Origin of the sequence: Butyrivibrio sp. VCB2001 (assembly GCF_000423965.1) — a bacterium.
Taxonomy (GTDB): Bacteria; Bacillota; Clostridia; order Lachnospirales; family Lachnospiraceae; genus Butyrivibrio.
The window spans coordinates 14,706-29,877 of record NZ_AUIZ01000012.1 but is presented as its reverse complement, the minus strand read 5'-3'; the positions used below and the strand labels follow the sequence as shown (position 1 = coordinate 29,877).

Sequence of the window (15,172 nt, the reverse complement as noted above, 5' to 3'; positions counted from 1 at the left end):
ATTTTAGCTTTTGCAAACCTCATACATTTCGCCCATGTTTTTAAATCCGCCCTGAGGCAGGCAGGAAGCACAGCTTCCACTGCAGCCATCGCTGCAGCTTCCGCAGTTTCCGCCGCACCCGAGGGACATATCTACTTTCTTTATTACTCCGATATTGGTAAGATATTCGATCTGTCTTTTAACATCTTCGACAGAAGTTCCAAGCTCAATGGCAAGAAGTCTTACGGTTCTGGCATTACCATCACTTAAGAGTTCAATAAGTTCCTTCATCTGCGCCTGCTTTCCATCTTTACCAGATGATCAGTCCGATATGGTACACGATCGTTGCCAGTAAAAGAGCTGTCGCTGTGTAATAAAGTGCGATCCTCAAGGTCCACTTTGCAGAAGCAGTCTCCTGATAGGTTGCTGCCAAAGCCACTACGCAAGGCATGTTGAAAGTGATAGCGAATATGAAAGCAAGTGCCTCAGGCTTTGATACGTTTGCAAGAAGGATCTGAGAGAGGTTGGAAGCAGCAGGTGCTCCGCTCATGGCTGCATTGAATGCGCCTGCGAGATTCTCTCCGGTAAAGAGCGCACTGATAACGCCGATTGCACCCTCTTTTCCGACAGAAGACGCAATAAAGGCGATAAACATCTGCCAGCCAAGTCCGAAGACTCTGGTGACGGGCTCGATTGCCTGGCCGACTCTTGTAAGGATCGGAATGCTGCCGGGTGTGAAGGAGTAGCTAAGGAGCCAGAATACGCCGCAGACAAGGATTACCACGCTGCTTACTCTCTTAAAGGTATCAACGCATCTTCCGAATACGTAGCGAAGAAGCGCCCCCCACTTGGGTTTGTGATATGGAGGAAGCTCCATGATCATTCCGTAGCGCTCTGTCTTTTTAACCAGGCGACCGCCAAATACCAGTGAAGTGATATACATATGGAGGATCATGGTGAGCAGGATCGCTGCAACAACCAGGATGGCTCCGGGGCCGAAGAACACTGCTGAGAGCATCGGCACAACCGACCACGCAGCGCCGCAGGGAACAGCCCAGGCAAGTGCAATGGTAAGGACCTTCTGTCCCCAGTTATCTATAACTCTTGAGCCTGCTGCTCCGCCCATGGTGCATCCAAAGCTTACAAGGAAAGGCATAACCGATTTTCCCTGAAGACCGAGCTTACCCATGGTGTTGTCGAAGACGTAGGAAATACGCGCCATGACGCCGACTTCTTCCAAAAGTCCGAATACAAGAGTTACGCCGAACACAAAGCCCAGCATCTTGAAGATATATGAAAATGACTGAATGATGACTGTACAAATAGCGACAATTATAACTTCAGGGCATCCTACTGATGTGAGAAGGGCCGATACAGGTGCCTTTAAAGCCGCAACTCCTTCACCCACAAACATCAGTGGCAGTGCCGGGATAAATGATGCAATGAGTCCAAGAAGGACTGTGAGAACAACCGCGGGCTTACCCCAGGTTTTGCTAAGAAATATCTTGTCGAGCTTTGATACTTTGAGCTGATTTTCTTTGGATTTAACAGAGCCTTCAAGCACCTCGTCGATCCATCTGAACTTGGCGCTTCCTGTTGCTATGGCGCCTTCAGATCTGCTGCAGATGCTCTCAATCTTTTTCATTGTATCTGCAGGGAGCTTCTCTCTTAGCTGCTTCATGACCACTCTGTCATTCTCCAGCGCCTTGATGGCCATCCAGGTTGATGAGAAACCGTGAACAAGCTCATCCGGAATAAGGGCTTTGAGTTCCTCGTAGCCTTCTATTTTTTCGTACTCCTCTTCGATCTTTGCGCTGCTAAGGACAGTCTTTTCCCTGACTGCGCGCTCCATGATCTCGTAGTAGGGCTCATAGTTTTTGGCATCTGTTGCGGAGAAAAGAAGCACCGGTATGCCAAGCTTTTTCTCTATGGCTTTCGCATCGATCTCTTTTCCCTGATCTTTGGCAACGTCGGCCATGTTAAGAACAAGGAAGCTCGGAACCGTGATTCCCGCGTAGTCCGCAGCCATGAAAAGACTTCTCTCAAGCTGTGAGCTGTCCGCCAGAATGCAGACTACATCTGCCCTTCCGGAGGCGATGAAATCTCTGGTGATGACTTCCTCGTCGGAATTGGCCGTCAGTGAATAAGAGCCCGGAAGGTCCGCTACCGCGCACTCCATTCCTTTATATGTAAAGAAGCCTTCCTTCTTTTCTACAGTTTTGCCGGGCCAGTTTCCCACGTGCTGGCGAAGGCCTGTCAAGGCATTAAAAAGGGTTGATTTGCCCGAATTGGGCTGACCTAAAAGAGCAATAGTAGCCGCCTGACTCATGCTGTCACCTCCGATACTTCAATTCCCATGCACTCTTTCCTGTTGAGGGCGATCATGGTATCTCTTGAAAATACCAGCATGGGTCTGTTCTTGTCGTTTCGAAGGACTCTCACGCTGCATCCCGGGGTGAGTCCGATTGAGGTGATCCTGCTGATAAAGCGCTGGTCACCGTTTAAGCTTTTTACTACTGCGTCGCTGTTTTGTCTAAGTTCACTCAAACACATACAATTCTCCTCCTGCCAAAGGCATATAGCTTTTGGTTAGCTTTTGCTAACACTACCACATGATTGTATGTACCGCGCTTTATTTTTTCAATGTCAAAACAGCATTTTTAGCCCTTTTAGCAATGGATTGGTATATCAGAAATCAGAAAAGACTTAGCTGCTCGTAGCCTGTGCTGCGCTCAAGCTCAGGCATGGGCTCTTTTAACATGTCCATGGCTGCTGACGTATCCTGCAGGTAGTCCTGCGCGCTTGCAGCTTCGATCATAACGGGCATCCTGTCGTGGACAGGTTCCATGGAGCTGTTGGGGGATGTCGTTAATATGACAAAAGAGTCTTTGCCTTGGCTAAGGTCATAGAAACCTGCCAGATACATTGGCTTTCCGTCAGGTCTTTTGAAGATGAATCTAGTCTTGGCCTTGTCCCATTCGTAGAAACCTGCTGCCGGGAGAAGGCATCTTCTGTTTGAGAAGCTATCCGAGAACATGGGCTTGTCTAAGACGGACTCGGCTCTGGCGTTGATGATGAGCTTGTTGTCACGGGAAGTAAGGCCCCAGAAGAGGTCTCGGACGTCTGTGGCCTGAAGCTCGTTGTCATGGTTTTGTGCGCCATTTCGGCGTCTTACGATTCCGGGCAGAATCATCCCGGGAGTCGCATCACCCGGGCGCGGACTGATAGACCCGGGCCGAAGTCCGAGCTCTTTTTCCACTTCATCCGCAGTTCTGTCGCCAAAAAAGTACCGTCCGCACATGTTCAGCCACCAAGTCTCATCATGAAGATCGAGTATTCGTCGTTCTGAAATTCAAGGTCCGGTGAGTTCTCGCCGCCACCGTTGGTGCTGCGCTTTATCTCGGCATAGAACTCCTCGCCCTGATTGACGATGTCCATGACCGTGATGTCAACGCCGCTCTCCTGCGCGATCTTGCAGAACTCAGAGAGCTGGTCTTTGGCGCTTCTGGTATCAAGGAGCTTTTGCTTAAGCTCCGGATTTTCGTTGGCTTTGCTTAAAAGGATCTCCAATTTATCAGCAATGCTCATACTTTAGTCCTCCCCAACAAGATGAACAATCTCAGCTACATGCCCTGTTGCAGGCAAAAACTTATCAAAAATATCAGAGGTCTTTATCTTGAGGCTCGAAGTGTTTACGCAAGGGTGGCACCCTATGAATGCGCCGGCCTTGACGTCCTCATCCACAAGGAGCCTTACTGCGTGGTCCTTGTCGTTCATAAGTCCCATGACGCTTACCGCTCCGGGCTCGATGTCCAGATATTTCAACATATCTTCTGCTTCCGCAAAAGAGAGTCTGGCTAAGTTTATCTGATTCGATAGCTCTTTTGTCTTGAACTTCTTGTCCCCTGGCATAAGAAGCAGGTAAAAGGCGGTCTTCTGTCTGTTGCACAAAAAGAGGTTCTTGCACATGAGTGTTCCAAGGGCCACATCTATGGCCTCGCAGGCCTCCATTGTCATTGCTGCTTCGTGATCGACTCTCTCGTACTCGATCCCCAGATTGTCGAGCATGTCGTAAACCCTGATCTCTCTGTCGAGCCTTCCTTCAGGGTTTTCCGGTCTCCCAACTACTAATTCCATGATTCTTCTCCTCTTTATATTGTTGTGTCAGCTCTTTTGCCAGGTCGCGTCAGCTCGTCTGCATGGCGGCGGAGAGTTTTGGCAGGAGCGAAAGGTCTGCCGGGAGCCACTCTACGCTTTCAAGGTCTGCAATGCCAAGCCACTTGGCCGCCTCGTGCTCAAGGAGCTTAAGCTCACCTCCTGCGAGGGTCGCCCAGTAGCAGTTCATGTGAAGGTGAAAGGTATCGTAGTCATAATCTATGACATCGATGAGGTCGTGGACTTCAATCTCCGCTCCGAGTTCCTCTCTGATCTCCCTCTTAAGGGCATCCTCGGGGGTCTCCCCCGCCTCGATCTTGCCTCCGGGAAATTCCCAGCCGTCCTTGTATTCTCCGTATCCGCGCTGCGTTGCGAATATCTTGGTCTTTTTATGGTAATCGTCGCAAATCACAGCTGCGACTACATTTACGATTTTCTTATCCATGTTAATTGCTCTCGTGTTCCAGCTTCCGTTCCCATTCCGCCTTGTATTCATCGGCCTTAAGGCGGTAAGTGTCTTTTAAGTATGGGTAGTACTCCTCTGTCGTCACCACTCTGGAGCCCTTTTGTTTGTTGCAGTTCTTGCACAAAGGAAGGAGGTTTCTGTCGTCATCGCCTCCGCCATGGTACTTCGGGACGAAGTGATCGATTGTCACTTTATCGGGAGTTACCGGCTTGCCACAGCGTGCGCAGAGTCCACCTGTCTTTTCCAGGATAAGGCTCTTTGTGCCGGCTTTCCACTGCTTCCGGCTCCTCATAATTTATATCCGCAATCGGCCTTCTCCGGGCCGTCAACACCGGATTCGTAGTGCGCCCTGAACTCCATGTTGATCTCGCGTATCTCTTTCTTGCCGTCGATGTAGTCCTGGTACATATCCGCAAGTCCGGACATGCATCCGTCGCAGGATCCGCTGATGTTGCCGATGGACTCAGCAACGATGCGTTCTCTTTCTTCTCTGGTTGTATCTTTTATAAGGATTGATCCCATAATCGGTTGCTCCTCTTTACTTGCTGATTTTACAAAAGTCTCTTATAAATATCCAGCATGCTCTCGATCTGGTACTTGAGGAGCCATGCTGCGTTGTTGTACTCGGTGGTATCCTTTATTACCTGCAAAAGCCCCGGGTAGAACTCATCAGTCTCTTTTATCATCCTGTATATCCTCTCGCGGGAGAGGCCCCAGGACATGGTGGTCAGGTTATTGCACCTATCCATGCACTTTATGAGAGCCGCCTTGGGGTTTGTCATGATCTCTTTATAGTACCGGCTGATGATCTCGTGGCGGTTATCGTCATTTGTCTTTTCACAGGTAAGGAGCCTGACAAGCTCGCGGGTTTCATCGTTTACCGGGAGGTCATTCACGCCGATCTTGCAGTCTTCCACAACATCATGCAAAAGACATGCAGCTATAATCTCATCTTCATGAATATCCATGGACAGCGCGTGGCAGGCCAGGTTCAGCGGATGATAGATATAAGGCGTCGTTGAGCGTTTTCTGTTCTGCCCCTCGTGGGCCTTGACTGCGAAGTCCACAGCCTTTAGCGTGTTGGGGAGCTTTAAGTTTCTGGCAGTGGTCTTGACGTAGGTCTTCATGTGCTCCCAGTCATAAATGGTTTCCTTGGTCTTGAAGAATTTCTGCTTCTCCTCCACCAAGGCTGAAACCGACACGCCAAGCACCTCTGCGAGCCTTATCAGCTTGTCCGTGTCCGGATTGTACTCATCTCTTTCCCAGGAAGAAACTGCCTGAAACGAAATTCCCAGAGCCTCCGCAACCTGTTCCTGCGTAAGCTTTCTTTCCTCTCTAAACGCCTTGATATTTGAACCGATACTCATCTGCATCCTCCGTTTTCTTTGATGCCTTTATGGTATTTCAGATTCCACTTATATTCTATAGAGCAGGGGTTTAAGTTTCAATAATTAATTCAAGTCTAACTTGAGTTTAGTTGTACTCGCAAATGTAGCCCATGCGACCTTTGTAGCTGGGGTAGTAGCCGATCACGTCGTTTGGAATGTCGTTCATATAGAACTTGTCCTCTGACTTTCTGTAGAAATATTCCACATATTCCTCGTCAATCTCAGTGCCGTCCGGAAGTTTGTCCGAATAGCTCGGCATTCCATCAAGCCAGTGTTTCCAATAGCCGTTGCCAACGCACTCGTTTTGGGTAAGGCCCTTTTCCGTCCAATGCCATGAGAAGCTGTCTATACGGTTTGCACCTATGTAAAAGACATTGTTCAGCTTATCTTCTGATCTGATAAGATCGTCAATTATCTCAAATTCCTCATCGGTAGTAAGGCAGGCGAGATAGCCGCCTTTTTCCTCGCACTTTTGGGCTGCCTCTTCCCAGGTGCAGTCCTCGATGACGAGCTCGTACCTGTGACCGTCGGAGACGTACTTGCCGGTGGAAAGATAGGATTTCAGGTCATCAATGCGGAGGTAGCTCGAAGGGTCTTTTGCCTTATCAAGATCATAGACTTCCCCAAGCCGTGACATGTAGGTCTCCTCGTCAGTCTCCTCGCCGTCGATGGAATAGTGAAGAGTCCTGAATCTGCCTGTCTCTTCGTTGTACATCTGATCCTCTTCGGTGGCGTTCTCGTCAAGCTCATAGTAATCGCCGCTTAGCACCAGCTTCCAAAGCCCCTTATCAAGCTTGTAGACATAGTCGTAGTAGTAGCCCATGTGGCCTTCAGAGTTATTGAGGAGCCCACTCTTTTCAATATAGGTAAAATAGAGCCTCGCGGTCTGCAGTTCTCTTACGGTTCCGTCATAGAAAGACAGAATCTGGCAGCCACCGGCCTCAAACCCTGAATCAATCACGAGCTCTGGCACATCGTCATCATCTATATATATGAGGGCAAAAGACATATCCATCATATCTTCAGGCATCTTCTCCTCCAGGTAAGCCAGATAGCCCTCGTTCCAGGAATCGTAGCCTTTTCCAAAGGTGGAAGATGCAATGTGGTCGTAGTAGTTTTCAGGGTTTTGGGGCTTGTAATTTGAAAAAGCAGTCAGCGTCGGAGCGATTCTCCTGCCTCTGTACTCTTCCATGGCCTTCTGCGCCTCGTCATCGGTGATGGTGAATTCTTTTCCTGAGACATCGGTCTTCTGCCAGGTCATGCTGTCATCGTCAGCCCTGTCAGACTTAACGCCGGTAATAAGGGTCGTTCCGGGGTCTTTGGATGTGAGTTCATAGAGCCCTGCCTCGTTGTACCACTTGGAGCCGTGCTGCTCATAGCCGATGAATTTGCCCGAGCACAGGTAGTAATTGGTGTAATCGGTGGCGGTGATCACGTTATAGGGCACATTGTTATGCCTGGTGTATATTGTGTAGATCATCTTATTGAGCTTGGGGTCGTCGGAGATGTTGCCGATGATCAGCTCGTTCTTCCCGTCGCCGTCCAGGTCTTCAAAGCCATAACCTGAGTAATCAAGGGCTTTTTCCTTATCGAAGCCGTCCACGGAATAGGCGTAGGTCAGCATGGAATACGGCAGGTAGAAATTGTCGTAGGTCTTCTGGTTCAGTAGGACATAGTAGTTCTGGTCCAGGATCTCTGCGTAGAAGTCTTCGTCGGAGATGGGATTGGAGACAGCTGCTGCGTTGGAGTCCGGGGTATCGTCGGGTTCAGCCTCTGTATTGGTATTGGCATTAGGTTCATCCTTGCCGGGCTCTGATTCTGCTTCTGTTTCCGCGGCTGTATTCTTGTCGGATGCCTCTTTGGGAGAAGATGTATTACTTCCACAACCTATTATTGTCGTGAGTAACAGAGTGCTTATGATATATTTCAACTTTTTATGTTTCATAGCAATTCCTCTTTGTTTACAAAGCTCAAGTCATCTCAGTTACTTCCATTTAATCTCATTTCCCCCATTTAAGCAAATGAGTCACCGGGGACGTTTCATTTTGTCTCATTTTGAGTCACCGGGGACGTTTCACTTTGTCTCATTTTTGGGGGAGTCAATGGGGACGGTTCTCTTTGACTCCCTCTTTGAGTGAGTGGGGACGGTTCTTTTGACTTGCTTTCGGTCCTTAGGGACTAATCCAGTGGTCCCTTTATGGTAAATGCCGGCCAAACTGCATCACAAAAAGGAAATATTGGTTTCATGGTTTGAATCGCTTTTTGAAACACATCATAAAAATTGATATATGAAAAAATAGTTGGAAATTGCAAGCTCTTTTCCAAGCCATGGATCTAATTAATTTGATTCCTAACGCTCATCCTACATCACAACACTTGGCCTACGGATGCCATGTGATGTAATTGTTTATGGAAGCAGAAAAATCTTTTTTGCAAATTCCAACTATTTTTTGTATAGGAGGAAGTTGTGGGGTGGTCGAAATTACGTTTCCAACCAACGTCCAAAAAACCGGGTCCTTGTGATGCAAAATCGTCCCACTCTTCCAAAAATGGTCCCTAACCCCCGTCCCCGGGGACCAAAAAATGAGCCCTTGACTCCGTCCCCAGGGATCAAAAAGGAGCCAAAGAGAACCGTCCCCATTGACTCCCCAAATTTGCACTAAATTGTTATACGTGCTACCCTTTTTAGTATGTTTTTTTGTAAAAGGGCTTTATGCGAGGAGGGAAATATTATGAAAAGGAAACTGATACTGGCACTTATCGCCATGACTCTTGTTATGAGCGGGTGCGGAAAAGATACTTCTGCTCCGGATGAAGGCAATAGTGTTTTTGAGAAGATTGATCAGAGCGAAGGATCAAATCAGGAAGCAGGCGACACAGCAGGCCAGAACGCCAATACAGACGCAGCCGGAAGCGCAGACGCAAACACAGGTGGCGCAGATGGCGCAAACCAGACTTCAGCTGAAACCGACGACTACACCGAGCAGATCAAATCCGAGATTGCAGCTCTTGCGTCAGATTCACTTACAGACGAGCTTGTGGCTGTAAACAAACTATATGACAAATATGCGGAAATGACAGCGAACGCATCCAATCAGGCAGAGATGAACTGCCTTTGCCAGTGGGAAACACTGGTATGGGAAGATGAAGTTACAAGTCTTCTCGACAGACTCAAAGAAAAAGACAGCGATTTCTATAACAACATCTATTCAGAATATGAAAATTGGCTTAAATATGTGCCTTCCATGGCGGAGAAAATGACCTACGTATACGAAGGCGGAAGCATCTATCCTACAATGTATTCCTACAACGAAGCCATGCGCTTTAAGAGAGAAGCCTACGACCTTGCCAGCACTCTTGCGGATGTTACAGGCGATGTTGCTTTCTCATTCCCCGACAACTCACCTTGCGGATACTACGGCGACTACGCAGGTGATAGCTATCTTCTCATCACAGAAGGCATGGAAGGCGGATCCTACGCTATCAAGATCCACCTTGATAATTCAAAAGAGCTTATCGGATATGGATCAACAGAAGACGCTCCCGAGTCAGAGTACATCTCTTTTGTAAGCGATGATGGATCAGTAGAAGGAAGAATCGACTGCTTCGCACTTGGCGCATCCTTCTACGCATCAGTATCTGACGGCGCAGTCGTTAACACCAACGAGACCTACGAATTTTCCTTCAAGTACTAATGCCAGCCAAAAAGAGTCAAAGAGAACCGTCCCCATTGACTCAAAATGAGACAATGTGAAACGTCCCCGGTGACTCATACGCTGAGGTGGTCGAGTTCGTGGCGGGTTTCGATGAGGGCGGCTTTGGTGCTCTCGTTCCTGGTGGGGAAGTCGAACATTTTGTTAAGGTAGCCCTGCTCTTTGGCAAGCGCCCAGCTCTTTGGGTAGACCAGTTCAAAGGTAAGGGCGATGTGCCCGATAAGGTGCTCAGCAGGAGAAACCATAATATCTCTTGGAATTGCGTGATGTTCTCTCACATGTTCCATGACAATATCAGAGACCCCGGAGGTCAGAAGCTCGTCCTCAGTGACGTTGTAGATTTCCTCCATCGGGGTCTCTACGTTTACCCGGAGGATATCGACCTTATCCGCGTCACGGAGTATATTGCAAAAGACAAGGGTCTTTCCCGTTACTTCACTCTCAACCCTGTACTTGTTGTGCTGTCTTATTACGGTCTCGAGCTGACCATCCCTGGATCTGTCATCGACATAACTCAAGATCAGCTTATTGTCTCCAAAAAGAAGGTCCGCGCCAAACTCAGCGTGATCAACGGACTGAGAGTCAATGAAGGTGTTGTACCTCTTCACCTGCTCGAATCTTCCGATATCATGAAGCATCCCCGAAAGCCAGGCAAACTCCACATCCTCATCGGAAAGGCCAATTGACCTTGCGATCTGCTCGCAGTTGTCAGCAACTCTGTATGTATGCGCAATCTTCAGCGCGATCTTGGGGTCTGTCGGATCGTAGTTTCTTGTATAAGAGGCAAACTGCTCCTTGACCTTCTGCCTGTCAACCTTAAACCCGCTCTTAAGTCCCAGATATTCCAGCACTATATCAAGCCCCTCAGTCGGCACACAGAAAGTACCGTCGCGGTGCTCACACCCCTTTATCACCTCGTCTATGTCAAACCACTTTACCTCTTCCACCTCTTCTTCCTGAAGCACGAGGTTTCCTGCATCCACAGGCTTTTCATAGACATAAACAAATGCCACTTCATTGTCATTAAAAATCTTCCCATGAAATGGCATTGCGTACTTTATATGAAATCTTCCCGCAAATGTCAGATCACCGTCCTCCGCCTTTATGCCAAGCTCCTCAAAGAGTTCACGCCTTGCAGACTCTAAGGGTTCATCCCCGGCTTGGATATGGCCTGCGGACGAAGTGTCGTACATACCGGGAAAAGACTCTTTCTCAGCGCTTCTTTTCTGGAGAAGAACCTGATAAGAATCCCCTTGTTTTCTCACGATCCAAACATGTGCAGTTCTATGAGGAATTCCCTCTTCGTGAGCCTTTGACCTGGTCACCGTCTCTCCTGTGGGAACTCCGTTATCATCTGTTATATCAAAAATTTCTTCCATGTCAGCCTCCAATTCAACCCCTATTCTACACCAAGACAGCCGCCTAACAACAGTCAAATTTCCAATATGCAAAATGAGCCCTGGGGACGGAGTCAGTGGCTCATTATCTGAAAGCTATTTTTCTAGCAGTTAATTATCTGATAATGAGCCACTGACTCCGTCCCCGGGGCTCATTTTAGCAGGCCTTACTTCTTGGGATAACGTAGGGGTCTCCTGTGGCAGGATCTGTGATGATGTCGCTCTCCATGCCGTAAACCTCCATCATGAGCTCAGGAGTGATGATCTCCCTGGGCTCGCCCTCAGCAATGAGTCTGCCTCTCTTCATGGCAAAGATGTGATCTGCGTACCTGATCGAGAGATTTATGTTGTGAAGGATTGCAACGATCGTAGTCTTTTTGGTCTTATTGAGCATCGCAAGACAGTCCAAGATCTCCACCTGATAAGCGATGTCCAGATAGGTTGTCGGCTCATCCAGAAGAAGAATGTCCGTATCCTGCGCCAGCACCAGCGCGATCCACACCCTCTGCCTTTGTCCACCGGACAATGAATCCACGCTCTTGTCCGCAAGGTCAGCGATACCCATGGCCTCCATGGCGTCGGCAATTGCCTTGTAATCTGCCTTTGAGAGCTGTCCGAAGAGGTTCTGATACGGGAATCTTCCCCTTGCAACCAGATCCGCCACGGTTATGCCCGCCGGAACAATCGGAGACTGTGGCAAAAGACCTATCTGCTTGGATAAACGCTGTGTCGGGATATCATATATTGACTTCCCGTCCAGTACCACGTCGCCATCCTTAGGCTTTAAGAGGCGCGCAAAGCTCTTTAAAAGAGTTGACTTGCCACAGCCGTTGGGACCTATCAGCACGCTGAATTTCCCTGCAGGAACGATGATGTCCAAATCCTTTAATATGAGGTTCTCTTCATATCCTGCGCTTATGTTTCTCGCGCAGAAATCATGACTAAGTGCAAATCCATCCATTAGATCTTTTCTCCCTTTCTGTTAAGGTTAAGCAGCAAAAACAAAAGATAAGGTGCTCCCAAAAGTCCCGTGACAACGCCAACAGGGTACTTGGTTTCAAACATGTTTTTTCCAACAAGTTCCGATGCGTAAACTAGTATGGTTCCGATAAGTCCGGCAACTACCATGGCGTTCTTACCGTTCTTGGTGCATTTGCCGGCGATGGGTCCTGATAAAAAAGCAACCGATGCAATAGGTCCCGTGATTGACGCAGCAGTTGCGCTCAGCACCAGTGCGCAAAGCATGCAGCATAATCTCACGGCCGAAAGCGGAACTCCAAGAGTGGTCGCATATTCATCTCCCAGCTGCATCATCCTCAGATACCTGTTGCAGATAAGCAGCAGCGCGCTGCAAATCACAGTAACCAGCGTAATTCCCAGAGCATCGCTCATCTGCACCAGATTAAGGCTTCCTCGAAGCCACCTGAGAGCCGTTGCCACGTCATATTCAGAGCCCACCAGCAGCATCCAGGAAATAAGCGCATTCAAGACCGCCTGAATTCCAATTCCGATGAGGATCATCCGGCTGCCAAAAAAGCTTCCTCTGCCAGACAACACAAAAATCACAGTTGTGATGAGAAGTCCTGCTGCTACGGCGAAAAAAGTCACCGCCGGTCCGCTTATTCCAAGGATCAGAATGCAGAACACCGCTGCTGCGGAGGACCCGGCCGAAACTCCGATGATATCCGGCGAAGCCAGTGGATTCCTTAGCAGATTCTGGAAAGTATATCCGGAAATCCCAAACGCAAATCCCGCAAAGCCTCCCACAATAAGTTTAGGAAGCCTTATGGTCTTTATGTTGTAAGCCGCACCTTTGCTCTCAGAGCTTAAAAGGTAAGCCAAAACCTCTTTTAACGAATAATTGGTATTGCCCAAGGTCATCATCAGCACTCCAAGTGCGGCGATGATCACCAGCAAAGCCACAATACAAGCGGTGTTCAGGCGGCTGTGTTTTCTATATATATTCTTAAGATCATGTTCAAGGTTCTTTGTCATATACTCTTAGCCTTTGTCTTACAAACAATCCAAATAAAAACAGGTGCACCGACTATCGCAGTGATGATGCCAACTTCCAGCTCTCCGGGCCTTCCAAGGACTCTTCCGAGGACATCCGAAAAAGTGAGAAGCCCCGCTCCTCCGATGGCCGACATAGGTATCACCAGCCTTAAGTCGCTGGCAAAGAGCTGCCTGAAAATGTGGGGAAGCATAAGTCCCACAAAGCCGATGGGTCCAGCAAGAGCCGTGACCGAAGCGCATAGAATAACGCCTGCAAGGGCTGCAAACATCCTGACAACTCCGACTTTGACGCCCAGGGAAATTGCCATCTCATCTCCAAGAGCCATGGCATTTAAGGGCGATGCCAGCACAACTGCGCAGACAACTCCAATCACCAGGAAAGGAACGATGAGCTTTATGTCCTCCCAGGTTGCTCCGCTGATGCTGCCCACCTGCCAGAACCTGAACTGCTTCATGACCTGCGTATCCGGAAGCATGATGGTGTTTACCAGTGCTCCCAGGGCCGTAGAAACCGCAGCTCCCGCCAGTGCCAGCTTAATGGAATTGGCTCCGCCATAGCCGACAGACGCAATGCCATATACGAAGAGTGCTGTCAAAAGAGCTCCTGCAAAAGATATACCTATTAACCTGATGCCTGAGGAAATGTTTAGATAGGCGATACCAACCACCACGAACAGCGCAGCTCCCGTGTTTACTCCAAGGATGCTGGGGTCTGCTATGGGGTTTCGTGTTATTGCCTGCATAAGAGCACCCGATACCCCTAAGGCAGCACCGGCCAGAAGCCCAAAGACTGTCCTCGGGATTCTGGCTGCGATAACTGCACTTAAAAACTCGTCGGTCATGCCGCCTGTGAAGTAGCTCATGGTGTCACCAAAAGGAATACTCTTGCTTCCATAGGATATGGAAAGAAAAAGACTTAGAATGACAAAACAAATTTCAATTGCAAGTGCAATAAATATGCGATTGTTACTGTATTTTCTGTGCTGCATCGTTTAAAGCTTTCAAATAATCATCAATTGCATAAGGAATTGAAAGAACTGTAGGTGTGCTTGCTGCTGCAAGAACATCGTTGGTATCAAGAAGCACAAATGCTCCGTCCTTGACAGCCGGGATATTTGCAAATCTTCCGTCAGCCTGCATTGCATCAACCAGGGACTCAGTACCGTAGGTGATGATGATGTCTACATCATTTAAAAGATCTGCATTCTCAGCACTTACTGTAATTGAGAAATCCTGATCGCTGGTGATAAGGCTCTTTACACTATCAGGTGTTACAAGTCCAAGGTCAGAAAGGAAAGCTGCTCTTGGATCATTTCCTGTGTAGATGTAGAAGGTTCCAAGGTCGTCCTCGGAGAGCCATGCGAAGGCTACTCTCTTTCCTGCAAGGTCAGGATACTGGGTGAGCTTATCGGCGATGAGCTTCTCTGTCTCTTCCACAAGCTCTTTTCCCTCCTTCTCAAGACCAAGGGCTCTTGCATCGTTTATGGCCTCTTCCTGCCAGGTTGTTGTCCAGGCGATCTCGGGGTAAGCCACAACCGGTGCGATCTCTGAGAGTCTGTCGTACTCCTCCTGACTAAGTCCTGAGTAAGCAGCAAGGATTACGTCAGGGTTGCAATCTGAAATTGCCTCGTAGTCCCATCCGTCTGTGTCGTCGAAGACATTAGGTGTAACGCCCGCATCCTCGAAGGCCTTGGCTGTCCATGCAAGAAGGCCGTTCTCATCTCTTGGTCCGAAGTTCGCCTCGGAAATTCCAACAGGGATAACGCCGAGAGCAAGAGGCACATCAGGGTTTCCCCAGGCGATAGCAACTACGTTCTCCGGCTTCTCCTCAAGGACTATCTCGCCGAGACCGTGTGTGATCGTCATAGGAAAAGAGCTGTCGGATAATTCATCCGTAACGGCTTCCTCTACTGAACCGGCTTCAGTTTTTTCAGCCTCTACTTCGTTTACAGTTTCTTCAGTTGTATTGATTTCGCTGGCAACTCCGCAAGCCATTGCTAACATGCTGATTGAGACTGCAAGCATTGTTGATAAGATTTTGTTCTTCATTTTACCCTC

Annotated in this window: 17 protein-coding genes; 1 reads left to right on the top strand and 16 read right to left on the bottom strand. The window is 48.6% G+C overall.

Annotation, left to right across the window (positions count from 1 at the left end):
• Window positions 1-3: 3 nt before the first annotated feature.
• From G589_RS19705 to G589_RS0111190, 11 genes are all read right to left on the bottom strand, one after another.
• Window positions 4-270 (bottom strand): Lrp/AsnC family transcriptional regulator, encoded by a 267-nt coding sequence (locus G589_RS19705; protein ID WP_051192336.1) that lies wholly within the window; start codon window positions 268-270, stop codon window positions 4-6.
• Window positions 271-289: 19 nt separating this feature from the next.
• The gene (feoB, locus tag G589_RS0111240) at window positions 290-2,308 is read right to left on the bottom strand and encodes a ferrous iron transport protein B (protein WP_026522215.1); all 2,019 of its coding nucleotides are present in this window, start codon (window positions 2,306-2,308) and stop codon (window positions 290-292) included.
• Window positions 2,305-2,532 carry a FeoA family protein gene (locus G589_RS0111235; RefSeq protein ID WP_022765193.1) on the bottom strand — a complete coding sequence of 76 codons (228 nt, stop codon included), beginning with the start codon at window positions 2,530-2,532 and terminating at the stop codon, window positions 2,305-2,307. Before G589_RS0111235 ends, feoB begins: the two co-directional genes overlap by 4 nt.
• A 142-nt stretch (window positions 2,533-2,674) precedes the next feature.
• Window positions 2,675-3,280: an SOS response-associated peptidase gene (locus G589_RS0111230; protein WP_026522214.1), complete on the bottom strand. Its 606-nt coding sequence runs from the start codon at window positions 3,278-3,280 to the stop codon at window positions 2,675-2,677.
• A gap of 2 nt (window positions 3,281-3,282) precedes the next feature.
• Complete coding sequence (locus tag G589_RS0111225) at window positions 3,283-3,567, bottom strand: Nif11-like leader peptide family natural product precursor (RefSeq protein WP_026522213.1); 285 nt, start codon at window positions 3,565-3,567, stop codon at window positions 3,283-3,285.
• 3 nt (window positions 3,568-3,570) lie between these two features.
• Complete coding sequence (locus G589_RS0111220; protein ID WP_026522212.1) at window positions 3,571-4,116, bottom strand: prolyl-tRNA synthetase associated domain-containing protein; 546 nt, start codon at window positions 4,114-4,116, stop codon at window positions 3,571-3,573.
• A 49-nt stretch (window positions 4,117-4,165) separates the two neighbouring features.
• Entirely contained in the window at window positions 4,166-4,579 is a 414-nt protein-coding gene (locus G589_RS0111215) for a (deoxy)nucleoside triphosphate pyrophosphohydrolase (RefSeq protein ID WP_026522211.1), read from the bottom strand.
• Window position 4,580: 1 nt separating this feature from the next.
• A complete protein-coding gene (locus tag G589_RS19700) occupies window positions 4,581-4,892 on the bottom strand; it encodes an HNH endonuclease (RefSeq protein ID WP_035775935.1) in 312 nt (103 codons plus the stop codon).
• A complete protein-coding gene (locus tag G589_RS0111205; RefSeq protein WP_026522210.1) occupies window positions 4,889-5,122 on the bottom strand; it encodes a hypothetical protein in 234 nt (77 codons plus the stop codon). The genes G589_RS19700 and G589_RS0111205 overlap by 4 nt, the downstream gene beginning before the upstream one ends.
• A 29-nt stretch (window positions 5,123-5,151) precedes the next feature.
• Window positions 5,152-5,967, bottom strand: a complete 816-nt coding sequence (locus G589_RS21200) for a helix-turn-helix domain-containing protein (protein WP_051192335.1) — start codon at window positions 5,965-5,967, stop codon at window positions 5,152-5,154.
• Between the two features lie 106 nt (window positions 5,968-6,073).
• Window positions 6,074-7,933 (bottom strand): C-type lectin domain-containing protein, encoded by a 1,860-nt coding sequence (locus tag G589_RS0111190; protein WP_026522209.1) that lies wholly within the window; start codon window positions 7,931-7,933, stop codon window positions 6,074-6,076.
• 787 nt (window positions 7,934-8,720) lie between these two features.
• Here G589_RS0111190 and G589_RS0111185 point away from each other — a divergent pair.
• Window positions 8,721-9,683: a lysozyme inhibitor LprI family protein gene (locus tag G589_RS0111185; RefSeq protein WP_026522208.1), complete on the top strand. Its 963-nt coding sequence runs from the start codon at window positions 8,721-8,723 to the stop codon at window positions 9,681-9,683.
• 74 nt (window positions 9,684-9,757) lie between these two features.
• Here G589_RS0111185 and G589_RS22385 read toward each other — a convergent pair whose 3' ends face one another.
• The 5 genes from G589_RS22385 to G589_RS0111155 all read right to left on the bottom strand — a co-directional run bounded on the left by G589_RS22385 (window position 9,758) and on the right by G589_RS0111155 (window position 15,163).
• On the bottom strand, window positions 9,758-11,080 hold the full coding sequence (locus G589_RS22385) for an NUDIX domain-containing protein (protein ID WP_330366694.1): 1,323 nt from the start codon (window positions 11,078-11,080) through the stop codon (window positions 9,758-9,760).
• Window positions 11,081-11,255: 175 nt separating this feature from the next.
• Complete coding sequence (locus G589_RS0111170) at window positions 11,256-12,059, bottom strand: ABC transporter ATP-binding protein (protein ID WP_026522207.1); 804 nt, start codon at window positions 12,057-12,059, stop codon at window positions 11,256-11,258.
• The gene (locus G589_RS0111165) at window positions 12,059-13,093 is read right to left on the bottom strand and encodes a FecCD family ABC transporter permease (RefSeq protein WP_026522206.1); all 1,035 of its coding nucleotides are present in this window, start codon (window positions 13,091-13,093) and stop codon (window positions 12,059-12,061) included. The genes G589_RS0111170 and G589_RS0111165 overlap by 1 nt, the downstream gene beginning before the upstream one ends.
• A complete protein-coding gene (locus G589_RS0111160) occupies window positions 13,090-14,103 on the bottom strand; it encodes a FecCD family ABC transporter permease (protein ID WP_026522205.1) in 1,014 nt (337 codons plus the stop codon). The genes G589_RS0111165 and G589_RS0111160 overlap by 4 nt, the downstream gene beginning before the upstream one ends.
• Window positions 14,081-15,163, bottom strand: a complete 1,083-nt coding sequence (locus G589_RS0111155; protein ID WP_026522204.1) for an iron-siderophore ABC transporter substrate-binding protein — start codon at window positions 15,161-15,163, stop codon at window positions 14,081-14,083. The genes G589_RS0111160 and G589_RS0111155 overlap by 23 nt, the downstream gene beginning before the upstream one ends.
• Between the last annotated feature and the right edge of the window lie 9 nt (window positions 15,164-15,172).